Source organism: Collimonas sp. OK607, from assembly GCF_900111995.1.
GTDB lineage: Bacteria > Pseudomonadota > Gammaproteobacteria > Burkholderiales > Burkholderiaceae_D > Collimonas.
Genome location: NZ_FOKF01000044.1, coordinates 17,354 through 35,269, shown reverse-complemented (window position 1 = coordinate 35,269; position 17,916 = coordinate 17,354). Strand labels below are relative to the sequence as shown.

20 protein-coding genes and 1 pseudogene are annotated in these 17,916 nt (G+C 53.0%); 18 read left to right on the top strand and 3 right to left on the bottom strand.

Going from position 1 to position 17,916, the window contains the following annotated elements; all coding sequences use genetic code 11:
- A pseudogene (locus BM029_RS26135) lies at positions 1 to 237 on the bottom strand (IS4 family transposase); the annotation flags it as partial.
- A 284-nt stretch (positions 238 to 521) separates the two neighbouring features.
- Between BM029_RS26135 and BM029_RS21880 the strand changes: the two are divergent.
- The gene (locus tag BM029_RS21880; RefSeq protein ID WP_092439689.1) at positions 522 to 1,382 is read left to right on the top strand and encodes a hypothetical protein; all 861 of its coding nucleotides are present in this window, start codon (positions 522 to 524) and stop codon (positions 1,380 to 1,382) included.
- A gap of 233 nt (positions 1,383 to 1,615) precedes the next feature.
- Here BM029_RS21880 and BM029_RS21875 read toward each other — a convergent pair whose 3' ends face one another.
- Positions 1,616 to 1,981 carry a cupredoxin domain-containing protein gene (locus BM029_RS21875; protein ID WP_244545171.1) on the bottom strand — a complete coding sequence of 122 codons (366 nt, stop codon included), beginning with the start codon at positions 1,979 to 1,981 and terminating at the stop codon, positions 1,616 to 1,618.
- A 4-nt stretch (positions 1,982 to 1,985) separates the two neighbouring features.
- On the bottom strand, positions 1,986 to 2,510 hold the full coding sequence (locus BM029_RS21870; RefSeq protein ID WP_092439685.1) for a DUF4142 domain-containing protein: 525 nt from the start codon (positions 2,508 to 2,510) through the stop codon (positions 1,986 to 1,988).
- A gap of 129 nt (positions 2,511 to 2,639) precedes the next feature.
- On the opposite strand from BM029_RS21870, the gene BM029_RS21865 reads away from it, so the two are divergent.
- The 17 genes from BM029_RS21865 to BM029_RS21790 all read left to right on the top strand — a co-directional run bounded on the left by BM029_RS21865 (position 2,640) and on the right by BM029_RS21790 (position 17,797).
- Positions 2,640 to 3,311, top strand: coding sequence for a helix-turn-helix transcriptional regulator (locus tag BM029_RS21865; RefSeq protein ID WP_092439683.1), 672 nt, complete (start codon positions 2,640 to 2,642; stop codon positions 3,309 to 3,311).
- An 825-nt stretch (positions 3,312 to 4,136) separates the two neighbouring features.
- A complete protein-coding gene (locus BM029_RS25980) occupies positions 4,137 to 4,283 on the top strand; it encodes a hypothetical protein (RefSeq protein WP_170851176.1) in 147 nt (48 codons plus the stop codon).
- An 84-nt stretch (positions 4,284 to 4,367) separates the two neighbouring features.
- Positions 4,368 to 4,952: an A24 family peptidase gene (locus BM029_RS21860; RefSeq protein ID WP_092439681.1), complete on the top strand. Its 585-nt coding sequence runs from the start codon at positions 4,368 to 4,370 to the stop codon at positions 4,950 to 4,952.
- Between the two features lie 37 nt (positions 4,953 to 4,989).
- Positions 4,990 to 5,829: a Flp pilus assembly protein CpaB gene (gene cpaB / locus BM029_RS21855; protein ID WP_092439679.1), complete on the top strand. Its 840-nt coding sequence runs from the start codon at positions 4,990 to 4,992 to the stop codon at positions 5,827 to 5,829.
- A gap of 71 nt (positions 5,830 to 5,900) precedes the next feature.
- Positions 5,901 to 7,508, top strand: coding sequence for a type II and III secretion system protein family protein (locus tag BM029_RS21850; protein ID WP_092439695.1), 1,608 nt, complete (start codon positions 5,901 to 5,903; stop codon positions 7,506 to 7,508).
- A gap of 11 nt (positions 7,509 to 7,519) precedes the next feature.
- A complete protein-coding gene (locus tag BM029_RS21845) occupies positions 7,520 to 7,798 on the top strand; it encodes a hypothetical protein (RefSeq protein ID WP_092439677.1) in 279 nt (92 codons plus the stop codon).
- Positions 7,799 to 7,956: 158 nt separating this feature from the next.
- Complete coding sequence (locus BM029_RS21840; protein ID WP_092439675.1) at positions 7,957 to 8,163, top strand: Flp family type IVb pilin; 207 nt, start codon at positions 7,957 to 7,959, stop codon at positions 8,161 to 8,163.
- A 148-nt stretch (positions 8,164 to 8,311) separates the two neighbouring features.
- A complete protein-coding gene (locus BM029_RS21835; RefSeq protein WP_092439673.1) occupies positions 8,312 to 8,485 on the top strand; it encodes a Flp family type IVb pilin in 174 nt (57 codons plus the stop codon).
- A 64-nt stretch (positions 8,486 to 8,549) separates the two neighbouring features.
- Complete coding sequence (locus BM029_RS21830) at positions 8,550 to 9,824, top strand: pilus assembly protein TadG-related protein (protein WP_244545169.1); 1,275 nt, start codon at positions 8,550 to 8,552, stop codon at positions 9,822 to 9,824.
- A gap of 10 nt (positions 9,825 to 9,834) precedes the next feature.
- The gene (locus BM029_RS21825) at positions 9,835 to 10,275 is read left to right on the top strand and encodes a TadE/TadG family type IV pilus assembly protein (protein WP_092439671.1); all 441 of its coding nucleotides are present in this window, start codon (positions 9,835 to 9,837) and stop codon (positions 10,273 to 10,275) included.
- Positions 10,272 to 10,700, top strand: a complete 429-nt coding sequence (locus BM029_RS21820) for a TadE/TadG family type IV pilus assembly protein (protein ID WP_092439669.1) — start codon at positions 10,272 to 10,274, stop codon at positions 10,698 to 10,700. Before BM029_RS21825 ends, BM029_RS21820 begins: the two co-directional genes overlap by 4 nt.
- A 17-nt stretch (positions 10,701 to 10,717) precedes the next feature.
- Positions 10,718 to 11,869, top strand: a complete 1,152-nt coding sequence (locus tag BM029_RS21815) for an AAA family ATPase (RefSeq protein WP_092439667.1) — start codon at positions 10,718 to 10,720, stop codon at positions 11,867 to 11,869.
- A gap of 71 nt (positions 11,870 to 11,940) precedes the next feature.
- The gene (locus BM029_RS21810; protein WP_092439664.1) at positions 11,941 to 13,293 is read left to right on the top strand and encodes a CpaF family protein; all 1,353 of its coding nucleotides are present in this window, start codon (positions 11,941 to 11,943) and stop codon (positions 13,291 to 13,293) included.
- A gap of 14 nt (positions 13,294 to 13,307) precedes the next feature.
- Positions 13,308 to 14,300, top strand: coding sequence for a type II secretion system F family protein (locus tag BM029_RS21805; RefSeq protein ID WP_092439662.1), 993 nt, complete (start codon positions 13,308 to 13,310; stop codon positions 14,298 to 14,300).
- A 12-nt stretch (positions 14,301 to 14,312) separates the two neighbouring features.
- Positions 14,313 to 15,224 carry a type II secretion system F family protein gene (locus tag BM029_RS21800; protein ID WP_092439660.1) on the top strand — a complete coding sequence of 304 codons (912 nt, stop codon included), beginning with the start codon at positions 14,313 to 14,315 and terminating at the stop codon, positions 15,222 to 15,224.
- Between the two features lie 189 nt (positions 15,225 to 15,413).
- The gene (locus BM029_RS21795) at positions 15,414 to 16,967 is read left to right on the top strand and encodes a hypothetical protein (RefSeq protein WP_139217313.1); all 1,554 of its coding nucleotides are present in this window, start codon (positions 15,414 to 15,416) and stop codon (positions 16,965 to 16,967) included.
- A gap of 65 nt (positions 16,968 to 17,032) precedes the next feature.
- Positions 17,033 to 17,797 carry a class I SAM-dependent methyltransferase gene (locus BM029_RS21790; protein WP_092439656.1) on the top strand — a complete coding sequence of 255 codons (765 nt, stop codon included), beginning with the start codon at positions 17,033 to 17,035 and terminating at the stop codon, positions 17,795 to 17,797.
- The last annotated feature ends 119 nt before the right edge of the window (positions 17,798 to 17,916 follow it).

Below are 17,916 nucleotides of genomic sequence, written 5' to 3'. Positions count from 1 at the left end.
CGCCACATCATCGACGATCCCCTGACAAGACCGATCCGGTTTCATCGCCTGAGCCATAAACATCGACAGCGTCTCCGTTGGCGCGAAGAGCCGTTCACGGTGAACCGGCAACGACGCCTCCAGTGTGTCAAATAGTTCCGGCGAAGTAAGTAGATCGAAAAAACGAAATGCGTCGTTGGTGGCAGCGTGATGTCGAACCCGACGTTGCCGAGATAACACAGAACGATTACTATGCATGAGGGCTGGCTCTTGGATGGTGGCGATGGTTTGGCGACTTAAGCTTACCATCTTGCCAGCCTGTTTTTCCTCACTAATTCAGGCACTTGGCGCTTAAGTAAGTGCCATTCGGGTCAGAGTCGACTTTCGCAGGTTTTATCGCGAAACTCGACTCTGACCCCACATCACGGCTACGGAGAGCGACGATTCATTTATCGTCGTATCGTATATTGGTAAAATGAGCGGGGCTCACGTCTCAGAGTGCGTCTTAATTTAACAACAATAAATCGACAAGAGAAACGAAGATGCCTGAACCGGTTGATCTCACACGTATTTGTCCCGTGATCATGACGCCTAGCCATGACGGGAAGTATTTCCAGAACTATGTGACATCGCTATTGAATTTTACTATTCAAGCCGAGCGCTCCGGCATGCCGATGCAGGTTGTCATGCACCAGGGAGAAAGCCTGGTCACGCGCGCGCGTAACAACTGCGTTGCAGAATTTCTCGCCAACCCGCAATGGACGCATTTGTTCTGGATCGATGCCGATATCGGATTTTCCCCCGAAGCCGCATTCCGGTTACTGCGTTCAGGCTACGATATTGCGGCGGGGGTATATCCGCTCAAACGGGAAAACTGGCCTCAGCAAGGCCTGCCGGCAGGAACTACGCAACAGCAATTCGAGGCGGGATATACGCGCTATACCGTCAATGCAAGAGTTGCCGATGGCGATAACCAGATCAATCTGGAAGTGCAAGCCGATGGCTTCATGCGAATGGAGGAAGCGCCGACCGGCTTCATGGTGATCAAGCGTAGCGTGTTCGAGCGGTTGATTACCAGCTATCCTGAGCTTAACTATGTACCCGATAGCATTGATGTCCCCGACCGCGGACTGCATTACCGCTTCTTCGATGTCATGGTCGATCCTGTTACACGCCGCTATCTGTCGGAAGACTACGGTTTTTGCCGGCTATGGTCAGGACTTGGCGAGTCGATCTACATCGACGCCAATTCAAATTTGAGCCATCAGGGTTCCAAGTTATATAAAGGGGACTTTGCGAACTCGCTACTTACTTCCTTGCCCTACGCTGTCGGCGGCCCGCTGGGCGCCCGGATGCAACTCACGGGGCAAGAGTATCTGCAGCCCAATCCGCCTCCACCTTGAGTGAAAGTGAAATTGTTCACTTAAGCTCGCATAGCCGGGGAGGGGTTTTTGAACTATCGATATGTGAGAAGATTCTAGCCGCCCAGTGCTATCTGCAAAGTGACAGGGCTATTGATGAATCTACTCACATATCGATAGCCATATGTGAGGTTGGAATAGATCTTAGCGAGACAATATGACAGGCGTTTGACATTGACGCATAAAAATGGTGTCCCGTTGAATGAAGCTGTGCGTTATCTAACCACCAGTTTCCCTTTCATTGTCGGATGGAAGGAACAGATGTAGGGAAACACCCCTTTTACAGTCGCCTTGAATTTCCAGGATCGGCCAGAGCCAATTTCCTTCGAGTCGAAACTGTGGTTTCCCGCAGTAACCGTATGAGGAAAGGCATCTTTGTTAGTCCATACAACCGTGTCGCCCGCATTGACTTCGATTGCCTCGGGCGAGAATTTCATACCGTCGATAATAATCGCATGACTCACTGGTTGAGTACCTGCACCGGCCTCCGGCATCGTGCCGGCACATGCGCAAAGCAGCAGCGCTGAAGCAATGCATCGACGCCGCCAACCGACGCGGCATGGGAGGCCAGGCATAGTCATCTCTCTATTTCATTGACGCTTGAATTTCTTTCGCGTGCTGCAAATGGGCATCGATTGCAGGCCGGACTTTCGTAATCAGATCTTTCAACTCGGCGTTCTGGGCGCTGGGCAGGAGAGTCTTGTCAATCGCGTCGAGGACCGCCTGATGATAAGTAACTTCATGGTCGACGTAAGCCGCGTCGAATGCTTTGCCCTTAAGTGTGCGGAGGTGCTTCAGGTTCGCTACGCCGCCATCTTTAAGGCTTTTACTTGTCGCGCTATCTTCTGGTGTGACGTGCAACTTGGTGACTAAAGCCGTGGCCTGCTTATTGACGCCGGAATGGTCGGTAATCATGCGCTGCGCAAATTCTTTTACTTCCTTGTTATGGGATTTCGATTTGGCCACCATGCCGGCATTGATATCCACTGTATTGGCCGCGACCACAATTCCGGCAATCTGCGCATCGTTCGGGGCTGCTGACTGGCCCATCGCTACCGTAGTTCCCAAGGTCAACATGCCTGCAATCAAGACGTTTAGTGCGGTGTTCATTTTTGAGCCTCGTTATCTGGTTAAAAATTCAGAATAATCAGCTTAAAACACTTTGTAAAGCCTTTTATGTTTTAAGTGCTTCTGTCATAATAAAGGCTGGCTTCGCCAGATGCGAGTTGAGGAGTGAAAATGAGCGACATGATAGGAGTGCGGCACAGGGAGTTCCTTGAGCTCCTCATCAAAAATAAAGCCGGCCTGACGGTTGATAACTTCTCCAAGGCTCTCGGTATAACGCGTACAGCGGTCAGGCAGCACCTGGCTACGCTGGAAGCAAACACGCTTGTGACAAAAAGCATTACCCGGCCATCCGGCGGGCGTCCGGAACAGCTGTATGTATTGACCGACAAGGGAAATAGCTCTTTCCCTCGTCAGTATTCCTGGTTTGCGCAATTACTGATGGGGATGCTGGAACAGGAGGCTGGTGAAGAAGGTGCCGGCGCACGCCTCGCTGCCATGGGTGAAACAGTGGCGAAACAGTTGCGCGTTAACGGCGCAGCAGGAGAAAGTCTGTCCGCCAAGGTGCAGAATCTGGCCGTGATCATGGAAGAGCTTGGCTACAGGGTCAATCCCAATGCTCCAGCCAACATAAAAGGTATTCCGGTTATCGAGGCCGACAATTGCGTGTTCCATGATCTGGCAAGCAAACACCCCCAGGTGTGCCGATTCGATCTTGCGTTGCTCTCCACATTTACCGACAGCAAAGTGGTGCATGAAGCATGTATGGTGAAGGGAGCGCATGTTTGCCGCTTCAGATTCGATGCGGACGCGTCAGAGCCGATTTCGGCGAGCGTCGCTAAATAACATGTTCACGGGAGGTGTCTGAAATCTCCCGCAATTCACCGGCGTTAATACCTCGCCGACTTTGAAATAAAAAACCCGCTCCTCCTCTGGTATCAGGAGCGGAAATCAGCCGTGGCAGGCTGAGCGGAAAAATTGGTTGGTTCTGCACATCCAGCTACGATAGACGCTGCAGTCCTGCCGCACATCGTCGCTCGCTGCTAATTCTCAGTCGCAATCAGATCTGGCCGCGGCGGCGAAATCCGCCAGTCGGGTCGGTGCGGCCATGGCCATGCACCCGGCACGTCTTGCGCGTCGAAATACTCCACTGCCTTCAGTATCGGCAATGTCGACATCATGTTCGATACGGCAATGCTCGTGTTGTTGAGTTGAGTATAGGCAGGAGGAAAAACGGAGGCATGAACGATGAGTCCTAATTTGAATAGGACCGCGCGCCTTTATTTAATTGAGGACGGGCAAGATAAATCTACTGGGGCGGACAGGATGAATCTGTGTGGAAATTATTTTTGAACTTTACAGCAGCTGATGCCGGGATGATCCGTCAGCGTGTTTCCCAGTTGCCAGCCAGCATTGATACGTTTTTTCTGAATCATTTACGTGAGCGGTTACACGGCGTACGAATACGCTTCGGATGGATTTCTCCTGATTGTCCTAGTGGATTACTCCTGCCTTCCCTGATCAAAAAAAGGCGGTCGGTCCTATTCAAATTAGGACTCATCGTTCATACCCCTGCTTTTTCTCCTGCCTATACTCAACTCAACAACACAAACATCGGCGCTCAGTCGAAACAAGTCGAGTCAATTATGAAAATTTATTCAGGAGAAACCTATGCGATTTTCCAAGGATCTGTCGCATGTCACCAGGTATTTCCTGATGGACGATGCTGGCGTGTCGTTATTAGAGTTTGCGCTGGTAGGCGCGCTTATCGTCGTAGTTTGTTTACTGATGGTGTTAGCGCTGGTCAAGAAAACATAAGAAATCGCATCGATTTCAAGTTGCCGCGATTTTCCGGGTACATGTTTTATCACAGAACATTATCACTGAACACAGAGACTGATCATGCAAGAATTTTACGCGCTACTTGAACTCCTCGGCATGCTGGTGACAGATCCACGCACATGCGTGCTGTTCATCCTGCTCATCGTTGCCGCAGTGAGTGATTGCCGCACCTACAAGATACCGAACTGGCTGACCGCGAGTGGCACGCTGTTCGGCTTGATCTACAGCACGGCGGCGGCGGCCTCGCTGCCAGCAGGTTTGCTTTGGGCCTTCGAGGGCATGCTGTTGGGATTTTTCATGATGCTGCCGCTCTATGCAGTTAGAGCGATGGGGGCGGGAGATGTAAAGCTGATAGCAATGGTCGGTGCGTTTCTTGGTGTTCCATCTATCGTCTTTGCAGTCATCGCTACTTTGATCGCAGGCGGCATCGTTGCACTGGGATTCGCATTGTTTAACAAAGCGCTGGGGCGCGTTTTAATCAACGTAAAAAATATCGTGCAAACCATGGTGTTCTCTGCGGCAGGAGGCATCAAGCCAAGCGTCAGTATGGAAGCAAGCAAATCGGTAGGGAGAATGCCGTACGGCGTCAGCATTGGCATTGGCACCATCGGCTATGTGGTGGCGAATCAACTGGGTTATTTGTAAGTGGCAAGTTAAATCTTAAACCTGACTGGGGCCGGATATGAAAAACATTAAAGCACTTGGATTGCTGCTACTGGCCGCGGTGATTGGCCTCGGAGCGGCCGTCTATGCTGCGGGATGGGTATCGCAGCGAGGGAGTATCGCATCCAACAAGGTGGTGGTTGCGGTGTCCGATATCGAACTTGGCAGCAAGATCAATCCACAAATGCTGTCGACCATCGACTGGCCTAGCGGCTCGGTGCCTGCGGGCGCATTCAAGGAAATCAAGGATGTGCAGGATCGGGTGGTGAAAGTCGGCGTGCTGCGCGGCGAAGCCATCCTCGAAGGTAAGCTGGCGCCGGTCGGTACGCAAGGAGGTCTTTCGGCTGTGATTGCTGAGGGCAAGCGGGCAATGACTGTGCGCGTCAATGACGTAGTCGGCGTAGCCGGATTCGCACTCCCTGGCAACTATGTTGACGTCGTGGTGAATGCCCAGCAAGACAAGGGCAAAGGCGAAGAAGGCAAGCAGATCAGCAAGACCGTGCTGGAGCATGTACTGGTGCTGGCGGTAGCACAGGAGTCCGGCCGGGACGATACCAAGCCCAAGGTGGTCAGCGCAGTGACACTGGAGCTATCGCTGGAAGACGCGGAGAAACTTGATCTTGCTCGCAGCGTCGGCACATTGTCACTGGTGCTGCGCAACCAGGTGGACCAGAAGACGGTAGGCACCGCAGGCATTACCAAGAACCAGTTATTTGGAGAGCATGTAGAGCCGGTAGCGTTGCCGACCAAGGTCGCGGCTGCCAAGCCCAGGATAGTGCGCAGCAGGCCGGCGATAGCGTCAGCCTCGGAATGCGTCGAGGTCATTCAGAACGGCAGCCGGGCACTTAACTGTTTTTAACTAAAACAATCTAGGGAGCAGTTCAAGTGAATAACAACCAAAAAAATGCGATCTTCTTCGCTGCGTTGACCATGACAGGCGGCGCGTTCGCGGCAACTGCACCTGTTGCCACTCACACTCCCGGCTCCTCAGGACTGAAACCTTGCGGATCCGTAACGGTTGACCCTGTAACTTATGTCACTCTCGGCAAATCGAGTGTCATCAGGCTGGATACTCCCGCAGCGCGCATGCTGATCGGCGGCCAGTCGTCGAGCCGGGCGGGCAAACCACCTGCATCGAATGACAAGAACGCACCGGCAGCGCCGGGGAATGCACCGCCAGCGCCGGCACAGGGAGCTTCGGATGGCGTGGCAGATGTGGAGATCACGTTGCTCAGTCCTACTGAACTGTTCTTTCTAGGGAGAAAGACCGGCTCCATGAATGTGGTCTTGCAAGGCTCGAATGGGCGCTGCGTCATCAAGGACATCATCGTTACCGTCGACCCGGGCAGCCTGCAAGCCAAGATCACCGAATTGATGCCTGAAGAAACCGGGATTAGAGTACGGGGAGCCGAAAACGCACTGGTGCTGACCGGCAAAGTCACTGATGCCGTCAAGCTCGACGAAGCGATGAACCTGGCCACTGCATACGGTGACGGCAAGAAGGTGGTCAACATGCTGCGCATCATGACCCCGCAGCAGGTGATGCTGGAAGTGAAAATCGCCGAAGTCAGCAAGACATTGCTCGATAAACTAGGGGCGAGTGTCAACCTGACTCGCGCCAGCAATGGCGGCAGCAATACTTTCTCCCTGCTGTCCAGTTTCTTGAGTAACGGTGCCGGCTTGCTGCAGGCGTTGAAGATTGGCAGGACTGCGGTAAATCTGGATGGACAGAAGGATGATGGCCTGGTGCGGGTGTTGGCTGAACCGAACATCATGGCTATCAGCGGTCAGCAAGCCAGTTTCCTGTCGGGTGGCAAGATCTTCATTCCGGTATCGCAAACCAACAATAATGGCGTACCCACGATTACGCTGGAAGAAAAGGAATTCGGTATCGGCGTGAAGTTCATGCCCACCGTGCTGGACGGCACCCGGATCAACCTGAAGATGGTGTCGGAAGTGTCAGACCTGTCGCAGGTCGGCTCGCCGTTCACCACTGTCGGTGGCGTCACGGCAGTGCTGCCGTCGCTGACTGTACGTCGGGCGGATACTACCGTCCAGCTCAACGATGGACAAAGTTTCGCCATTGCCGGCCTGATCAAGAACAACGTCACTGAGTCCATAAAGCGTTTTCCAGGCTTGGGCGAGGTGCCGGTCCTGGGGGCGCTGTTCAGGAGTTCCGAGTTCCAGACTGATCAGACGGAACTGTTGTTCGTGATTACGCCGCACCTGGTGAAGCCGCTGGCAGAGGCGCCTACGCTGCCGACGGACAACCATGTCGTACCTAGCCGCGGCGCAGTGTATTTCAACGGCAGCCTGGAAGGCTCCGCTCCGGCACAGGCTCCGGCCCCTGCCGCAGCACCGGTCCCGGCCGCACAAGCAGCACCGGTTCCAGTCGCACAAGCAGCACCAGTTCCAACCGCTACGACAGTACCAGTTCCAGTCGCAGTCGCCGCACCAGTTCCAGTCGCAGAAGTAGCACCAGTTCCAGTCGCAGACGTAGAAGTTAGTTCTCTTGCCGCTGTTCCTGAAATCAAATAAAAGGAAAGTCCATGAACAAGCTCGCAATCGCACTGTTGCTCGTCCTGACGGCGGGCTGCTCAACGATGACACCCAATTACGACACCAAGTTCGGCGACGCCGTGCGCGAAGCCAAACTCAAGATGACCATCAATCCTGACGCTGGCAGGAATCCCGATCAGGTGGCAGGCATGGATGGCAAAGCGGCCAGGGAGGCCATCATTCTTTATCAGGACACTTTCAGGTCGCCGCCGCCAGCGGTCAACGTTATCAATATAGGTGGAGGCATTGGCAATGGAGGATCACGATAACGTCAAAAATGAGAGAGCGGCGGCCTTGTTGATCGGGGAGGGCCATAAAAAAATCAGTTGTTGTTGTAGTTTGTTGTTTTGACGAAGTAGTAGGCGGTACCCATGTAATAGCGACGCAGTAAATTTTGATTCATAACTATCTTCAAGAGGTAAAAAAAATGAACAAATTTTTAACCACGGTTGACCGCTCCATTCGCTCTTTTGCGAAAGATGAGGATGGCGCTCAAGTTGTCGAATATGCGCTGATCATCGCCGTCGTATCGATTGCGCTGGTCGTGGCACTTAGGGCACTAACGACCGGTGCCACTTTCAACACCTTTATCAACCGCGTTAACACATGCTTGACCTCGACAGCTTGCACCTAAGGGAAAGAAGCAGGAATCTACGGTGGCGTCGCGGCCGCTAACGGTCGCGGACCACCGCTCTGATTACAGTGACTTAAGACTAAGTTAAATCGCCAGAGTCCAGTCGTGCGGCTGCCAAGTGGATATTGACGTTGTAAAGGAAAATATCATGTTTACTCAGTTTCTTAAGGATGAGAGCGGGGCTCAAGTTGTCGAGTATGCCTTAATCATTGCAGTGGTATCTATCGCACTGGTTGTCGCTCTCAATGCTCTGACTACCGCTAGCTTTGCTAACTTTATTACCCGTGTAGCGAGTTGTTTGACTACTACTAGCTGCACCTAATTTTATAGGCAAAATTTTAGTTTCGAAAATTCTCTTTGTAAAAACTTTAAAAAAAGGTATCGCCGTGGGCCATATCGTTTGCCATCGCAATCGCCAGGACGGGGCAGTGATAGTCACCGTGTCGCTCGTCCTGCTATTTTTGCTTGGGTTCATGGCATTTGCCTTGGATTTTGGCCGTCTATTCGTCGTCAAAACAGAACTGCAAACGGCAATGGACAGCTGTTCCTTGGCGGCCGCACAGGAGCTTGATGGTGAAAGCACGGCATTGACGCGCGCCATCAGCGCCGGTACTACCGCAGGCAATCTGAATAACGTCAATTTTCAGTCTGCCACGTGGAGTAGTCAAGGTAAGGTGACTGCGACGGATATCACTTTCAAGGACGCGGCTTATGCCGCAACTACCGTTCCAGCGAGCGCCAGGTATGCGCAATGTCAGCATACGCAGTCAGGCGTGCAAATGTGGTTGCTGCAATCCATGGGCGCTTTCTCCGGCGACACGGCGGCTTACCAGAACACGAAAAACGTCATGGCGCTCGCGGTAGCGACTCGTGCCAGCGCCCAATCGACTTGCCCAATCCCAGTTGGACTGAAACCTAAGACAAGCGGGACCGCACCGAATTACGGATTCCAGATCGGAGAGTGGGTCAACATGGTCGGCAACGGCACGCAATCTAACGGTGAAATGGGTTGGTACAACTTGAACGGCAGCACGAATGCGAGTGAGACAAAAACGGAACTTGGCGAACCAGGATATTGCGGCACCAAGCTGGGTGATACATTAGGAACTCCGGGCATCCAATCTTCTGTGGATGCCACGTGGAATTACCGTTTCGGTATCTATAAGAATAGTGATCCCGGCCCCAGCGTTAATCATCCAGATTATTCGGGCTATGCGTATACCTCGACCAATTGGACCAACGCAGTTCCACAAAACGCCTGGTCGGGAACCCCGGCAGCAGGCTCAGATCCGAGTGCAGCTAACTTCACGACGAAACGCGCGGCCTTTGCGTCTTATGACGATACAGGAACCAGTCTGAGCGCAGGAGATGGCATTACAGGTTTGAAATTGAACAGTTTCAAGACGTTGGCTACGCCGGGCACAGGAGGCCAGCATAACTTGTATGGCTTTAGCCGAAGGTTGGTGACTGCGCCTGTTGTCGATGCCTCAAATAAGGTTATTGATTATGCATGCATGTTCATGTTGCAGCCGTTAAGCGGGCCTACGGTGACCGTGCAATTGGAATTTCGAGGTAATGCCGGCGCCGTGGACAGTCCATGTACAAACAATGGATTGGCAGGCGGTGCGGCCGGCCCGCTGGTTCCGGTTTTAGTTCGCTAAGAGGACTGTCATGAAAACTAGGCAGAAAGGGACGGCGGCCGTTGAATTTGCCTTGGTCCTGCCATTACTGTTGTTCCTAACTTTCATTACAACGGAATTTGGCCGGGCGATGTACCAGTACAACACGATTACCAAGTCGGTGCGGGATGCGGTTCGTTATCTGTCGGTGCAGACACCAGGAACCCATACCGCCGAAGCAAAAAATCTGGTGGTTTACGGCAATACAGCCGGAACCGGAACGCCTTTGACGCTTGGCCTTACCTTGGGAAAAGTGCTGACGCCGACTTGGCAAACGGCAGGTTCCAATCCGTTGATCAACACCGTGACGGTTACGGTGAGCGGTTACCAATTCAAGCCGTTGTTCGGGAGCGTGTTTGGCGTTTCGTTCGGCGGCACGGCAAATGGTATCACTTACAGCAATATCAGCGCGACCATGCGGAGCTCGCTATGAAAAATCAATCTGGAGCCACTGCGGTGGAGTTCGCTTTAGTGCTGATTCTTTTCCTGACTTTTTTGTTGGGAATAACCGACTTCAGCCGCATGCTTTTTACCTGGAATGCGGCGAACGAGGCCACACGGGCTGGAGCGCGGTACGCCGTTGTCTGCGATGACACTACTCAGGAGGCGGCGGTTCTGGCGAAGATGCAAGCCCTTTTGCCGCAGATTTCAGCCATCGATCTGGCATGGAGCCCCGCTGGCTGCACCGCCTCTACTTGTGCGGGGGTAACGGTGACGATTACCGGTCTCAACTACCAATGGATATCGCCTATCGCAGGTAGTACAAAACTTGCCGCATTCGCGATGCCCGTTTTTTCTACCTATTTGCCACGGGAAGTCATGCGGCAAGACCCGAACAGTACGGCAATTTGTTCCTAACACTCAGGGAAATAAAAATGAAAATCGCGGTGATTTCTCCCAATATCAATAACCTGCAAGAGATGGGCAGGATCCTGGGTACGCACTCGCACTCGGCCACGTTGGTTGAAGGCGGTAAAAGCCGGATGCGTATCGTCGCCGAACAGGAGCAGCCGGACCTGATGCTCGTTGAGGGCATGTGCTGCGACCCGACCGAACTTGCCCAGGTCGAATATGTCACTACCCATCACCCGAGCATCGCGGTCATCCTGCTCTGCGCCACGCACACGCCCGAATTCCTGATCAACTCGATGCGTGCCGGCGTGCGGGAAGTGCTACCTTCGCCGGTGACTGCCAGTGCGCTGGAAGCCGCTGTCAGCCGCATCGCGGCCAAGCGTATCGGCAGCCACGTCAGGACTCTCGGCCGGATACTGGCGTTCATGCCATGCAAAGGCGGTAGCGGCGCTACTTTCCTGGCGACCAATCTCGGTTACCAGCTGGCGGAAGCCAAGTCAGTATTGCTAATAGACTTGAATCTGCAATTTGGCGAAGCACTGTCGTTTGTGCATGATGGCGCACCCACCTCGACTCTGGCTGATGTCGCTCGCGATATTAGCCGGCTGGACGCAACGTTTCTGGCGGCCAGTACCGTCAGGGTGGCGCCGAACTACAGCATACTTGCGGCGCCGGAAGATCCAGCGCAAGCCATGGAGATGAAGCCTGAGCATATCGACGTCATCCTCAACCTGGCGGTAACCCAATACGACTTCATATTGCTCGATGTAGGCAGGACCCTGGACACACTGACGATAAAGGCGCTGGATCGTGCCGACCGGATTTTCCCGGTATTGCAGGCAGGGCTGCCATACATCCGGAATGCCAAGAAACTGCTGACAATATTCAAATCGCTGGGCTATCCGATGGACAAGGTCGAGTTGATAGTCAACCGCTACGAGAAGAGCGGTGAAGTTGGCATCGATCAGATACGGAATTCGTTAGGGACGGTCACTCTGCACACTGTTCCCAATTCGTATAAAGAGGTCAATGCATCGATCAATCACGGCGACCCGATGATGGAAGCTGCACGTTCGAATGCGGTGACCAGGAATTTGGCTGCATTCGCGCTATCGCTAAGCCCCAGGGAAGAAGAAAGTCGGAGTTTGTTAGGCCGGCTGTTTAGGCGGGCGTGATCAGGGCCCCGAGTCGCAAATTTTCAGTCGAACCTCAGCGTCAACCAGCAAGCGTAACCGGAGCATATAACATGTCTTTCCGAGAAAAATTAAACGCCGTCAGGATAGAGCCTGTCGAACAACCTCAGGGGCAGGGACAGGTTGCAAGCGATGCGTACAAGATATTGAAGGGCAGGATCCATCTCAAGCTGCTGGATAAATTCGATTTGACGGCACTGGAAACCTTGGCCCCCGAAATGTTGCGGCAAGAAATCGCTACGATGGTTGAACGTTTGCTTTACGAAGAGCAAGCGGTGATCAATGACCTCGAGCGACGTTCGCTTATCCGCGATATTCAGCATGAAATGCTTGGATTCGGCCCGCTGGAATTGTTGATGGCCGATCCAACCGTCTCCGATATCCTGGTCAATTCTTATGAACAGATCTATGTGGAGCGCAGGGGCAAGCTGGAACTGACCAACGTCACCTTTACCGATGAAAAGCACCTGCTGCGCATCATCGACAAAATTGTGTCATTGGTGGGGCGGCGGATTGATGAGTCGAGCCCTATGGTAGACGCCAGGTTGCCAGACGGATCGCGGGTCAATGCAGTCATTCCGCCGGTAGCGCTGGATGGTCCCATGATGTCGATACGCCGATTCGCGCATATTCCCCTCAAGATGGATAATCTGGTCAGCGAGCTCAAGAGCTTGACACCGGAAATGGCGTTCATGCTGGAGGGGTTGAGCAAGGCTAAAGTCAACATGATAATCTCCGGCGGCACCGGCGCCGGCAAGACGACATTGTTGAACATCCTGTCCGGCTACATTCCGGTCTCGGAACGCATTGTCACCATCGAAGATGCAGCGGAGCTGCAGATGCAGCAGCCGCACGTGGTGCGCATGGAAACGCGGCCAATGAATATTGAGGGCAAAGGTGAGATTACCCAGCGTGCTTTGGTGCGCAACGCGTTGCGGATGCGGCCTGACCGGATCATCATTGGCGAAGTACGCGGCGCCGAAGCAGCCGACATGCTGCAAGCGATGAATACAGGACATGAAGGATCGCTCACCACCATCCACGCCAATACGCCGCGAGATGCGCTATCCCGGCTCGAAAACATGGTGGGCATGGCAAATCTCAATCTGCCGCACAAAGCCGCGCGACAGCAAATTGCTTCGGCCATTACGATAGTGCTCCAAGCTATCCGATTGACCGACGGCAAGCGAAAAATCACCAGCATTCAAGAGATAACTGGCATGGAGGGCGATGTAATCACCATGCAAGAAATATTCGCTTTCAAGCAAACCGGTGTTGGCGGCGACGGCGAGGTCCAAGGCTATTTTCATGCGACAGGCGTGAGACCGAAGTTTATGGAACGCCTGCGCTCGTTCGGTGTGGTATTGCCGGACGCCATGTTCGATCCCGCTAAACATTACCAATGAAAGGAGCGGCAATCATGCTGCAGTCAATCGGTGGTAACGCCTTCCTGATCATAGCAGTGCTTGTTTTCGTCGCCGTGGTCCTGCTTCTGGAAGGCTTCTATTTGATGTGGAAATCATACAGGGGGCCGCAAGCAAAAAAAATTGCGAAGCGCCTGCAAGCACTCTCGGCTTCTCTTGATAAGACCAAGCAATCGCAACTATTGAAAGAGCGGATGCTGAGCGAAATACCGGTATTCGAGAGAATGCTGCTGAACCTTCCCAGAGCACGCAGGTTGGATAGATTCATCCTGCAGGCGGGCCTGGGCTGGACCGTATCCAAGCTCTTGTTATCATGTTTGGCATTGGGAGTGGCGGGTTGCCTGATGATGACTTTCCTGATTCATCAATCCATCCTGTTTGGGGGGATGATTGGCATCGCGCTGGCTGCTTTGCCATTACTCTATGTACGCCGTAAGCGGAGTCGCCGTTTAACCAGAATTGAGCAACAATTGCCTGAAGCGCTAGATCTGATGAGCAGGGCGTTGCGTTCCGGACATGCATTTTCGTCCGGTTTGCAAATGATTGGAGATGAAATGGCGGAGCCGATTGCCGGCGAATTCCGCATCGTCCACGATGAAGTAAATTTTGGCGTATCGATGCAGCAGGCGTTGACTAACCTGAGCGAACGCGTACCGATTACCGATCTGCGCTACTTTGTTGTCGCGGTGTTGATTCAACGCGACTCAGGCGGCAACCTGACCGAAGTACTCGGCAACTTGAGCCGCTTGATTCGTGAACGCTTGAAGCTATTTTCCAAGATCAGGGTATTGTCATCGGAGGGGCGTTTATCTGCCTGGATTTTAGGACTCATGCCATTCGCATTGGGCGCAGCCATGAGTCTCTTGAATCCGGATTTCATGGCCCCCTTGTGGCACGATCCTATCGGCATCACGATAATCAAATACATGCTCATAATGATGGCTATCGGTATTTTGGTTCTAAGAAAAATAATTAGAATCCGGGTATAAGGGAGAATGAAAATGTTAATGCTATCCGTACTCATTTTCTTCACTGTAACGCTGGGACTGACAGGGTTGTTTTTCTGGCTGACCCCAACTAAAACAGAACAGCGACTGCAAGCAATGTCCAATCCGACTGAGAAGCCGCAATGGACTGAAACCATGGTGAATCTGGTTGGTCCCTTTGCTGAGCTATCTTCGCCAACCGGCAATTGGGAAGCATCACCGCTACGTGTCAAATTTCTCAATGCAGGAATTCGGCATGACGATGCGCGGCTGATTTATTTTGGCATCAAAACATTACTGCCTCTTGTCTTTGCGGCGCTGGCATTCATGGCGTTGAGAACAATGACGCGTTCTGATGGTCTGACGTTTTTGCTGTACCTGATGTTGGCAGCCATGCTCGGCTGTTACCTGCCTAATCTTCTGCTCCATTGGATGGTCAGCATGCGCAGACGGGAAATTTTTGAAAGCTTCCCTGATGCGGCAGATCTGATGCTGGTTTGTGTCGAAGCAGGTTTAGGATTGGATGCAGGTCTCACCAAAGTGGCTGACGAAATCAAGATGAAAAGTGTCGCCTTGGCAGAGGAGCTGCACTTGACCAACTTGGAAATGAGGGCGGGGGGGACACGAGAAAAATCCTTGCGCAATCTCGCCCTGCGTACGGGGATTGAGGAAATAGGTACATTCGCCACCATGCTAACTCAGGCAGACAAGTTCGGAACAAGTATTGGCGAGTCCCTGCGGGTATTTTCCGATGATCTGCGGCACAAGAGGCAAGTACGTGCCGAGGAAATGGCGGCCAAGGTCCCTACAAAAATGCTGGTTCCCTTGGTGGTTTTCATATTTCCGTCAATTATCATGGTCATCCTGGGGCCGGCTGTGATTCAAATTGTCAGAACCATACTGCCAATGTTAAGCGGCGGGCACTAAGAGTTTGAAACGATGGCAAAAGAACCGGACGTAATAGGGCGGGTTCGCTCAATGAATCTGCCTTGCCGGTTGCATTGTATGAGGGATGCGAATTTTCCAGCTATTGCTTATTAGCCTTCACAAGATCGTTTGTGCTGATTCATTTCAAAACGGCTTCTTCATGTCGAAGTACATAAAAGTCTGCCCACCATGTTAATGACCATAACCACGCTGCTCAATAAAACAAGGCTGTCGTTCATTGCCGTATTCCTGCTGCTGCTTTTTATTCAACCTCTAATCGACCCTGACTATTTTTGGCATCTCAAAACGGGAGAATACATCCTCTCCCATCATGCGCTGCCAGCGGGCGACATCTTCTCATTCACGCGCTTCGGACAACCTTGGGTGTTGCATGAGTGGCTCTTTGAGGTTGTGCTGTACGGTATGTTCGCATGGTTGGGGCCGCTGGGGGTGAAGTTGTTAACCGTCACTTTCGCGATGTCCGCCCTCGGTATTGTCTTTGTCCTTACACGGCGAATCGCGCAGTCGACAGCAGTCGCATCTGTCCTGATGTTTATTGCGGCTCTCCCTTTTGCCGGCGGTCTTGCACCGCGACCGCAGCTAATCACCTATTGCTGCTTCGCCATTTTCCTGTTTGTGTTGCTGACCCATAAATATTACAACGCAGGACGATCCCTGCTCCTGCTGCCCTTCCTGATGGTAATTTGGGTAAACGCCCACGGCGGCTACCTGATCGGCATCGCGCTCGTCGGCCTGTTCACGTCCAGCGAATGGATCAATTACTGGATGGGCCATGCACGCACGCGCCAGCAAAAGCAGCGTCTGGTCTGGCTGACCCAGGTGGTGTGCGCTACTACGTTAGCGAGTCTGATTAATCCGGGATTCCTGGCGCACTGGCTGTATCCCTTCCAGGTACTCGGCATGGCGGCAAACGACCTGATACAGGAATGGCAAAGTCCGAATTTCCATGATTTCGGCCCAAAAGCATACCTGATGCTTGTTCTGATCTTCATCCTTTCCTACAGCTTTGCATCACGTAAACCTGATATCACGGAAGTTCTGATTCCAGCTTTTTTCATTGTGATGGGCTTTCTGGCGACCCGGCATATTCCAGTGGCCGTCTTGGCCGTCGTCCCTTTCATTGCCCTCGCGCTTTCACGAGGCACCATAGCGACTATTTCGGCGAGTTGGCATCGATCGAGCCTGGCGTCGTGGTATACGAAATGGCTTGGCAGCAGTAAAGAACTGGGCCAAGGTGAATTCGTATTGAACTGGATCGTGCTGGCTATCTTCACTACCAGCCTGGTGGCCTACGCGCCGACATATCATTCCAACGACAAAGAGAAAGTCAATGAAGTGCTGCCGGTCAACGCAGCCAATTTTGTGGCTGCCAACGGCATCACCGGCAACATGTTCAATAACTACGGTGAGGGGGGGTATCTGATTTATCGTTTGTCGCCCGCCTTGAAAGTGTTTATTGACGGGCGTGCGGACATATACGGCGACAAATTTCTTACAGATTTTCTGGACATCTACTCAGGCAAAGCCAATTGGAAAGAGAAGTTCGACCGGCTCTCGATCGACTTTGCCATCGTTGGCAAGGACGCGCCGATCCGGCAACTGCTGTTGGCGGAAGGCAGTTTCAAAGAGGTCTATTTTGACCAGCACCATTCAGTCTTGCTGCGCAATACCTCGAAATTTCAGGCGCTGCTGAGCAAGGCAGCGAACCAAGGACCAGGTTAGCAGTCCTGGCGAACAAATTACAACCCGGTATCCAAGCCGGGACCAAGGAACCAGAGGGAGATGTCATGGCTTCCGAACTTGAATTGGTGGCGCTGCAGGAAACGTTGTACCGTTCCAGTAATCCGACCCGGCGCTGGCTGCACTGTACCAGGCGCGACTGGATTTTTGATGCGCTGCGCCGCTACGCGCCGTCGGCCCATGCGCGCGCGTTGGAGGTTGGGCCAGGCTCTGGCGTTTACTTGCCTGTGCTGGCGAACCTGTTTGACGAACTGTTCGCTACCGACATCGAAACCGCCTTCCTGAATCATGCCGCACCCTTGCGGGAAAAGCTGCCTAACCTGCAACTGGCGCTGGACGATATATGCGCCTCGTCCTTGCCTGCGCACAGTTTCGATCTCATTCTGTGCACCGAGGTTATCGAACATATTGCCAACTCGGCGGCGGCGTTGAGCGGTATGCAGCGTTTGCTTAAACCGGGCGGGGTGCTGGTACTGTCGACGCCGCAGCGCTACAGTCCGCTCGAACTGGCGGCTAAGGTCGCTTTTCTTCCCGGTGTGATTCAGCTGGTGCGGCGTATTTACGGCGAACCGATACTGGAAACGGGCCACATCAACCTGATGACGGCGCGCACGGTGGAGAGTCAGATGGTCGCCGCCGGTTTTGAGGTTACGGATCGATACCAGTCGGGGCTATACCTGCCCTTGGTTGCCGAATTTGGTGGCGCAATCGGATTGAGGTTGGAACAGTGGCTGGAGCGGAAATTGCGCGGCAAGGTCGGCTCCGGGCTGTTATGGACCCAATATTACATAGGGCGTCCAGCCCGCCAATGATAGTTATGTTGAACGCTGGTGGAACTAATGCAAGTGCCGGCCCGGTAATCGACAAGCTCGTGTTCCTGTTGAGTTTTCCGATGCCGTGATCGGGTGCCACATGTTTTATGACTTGGAGG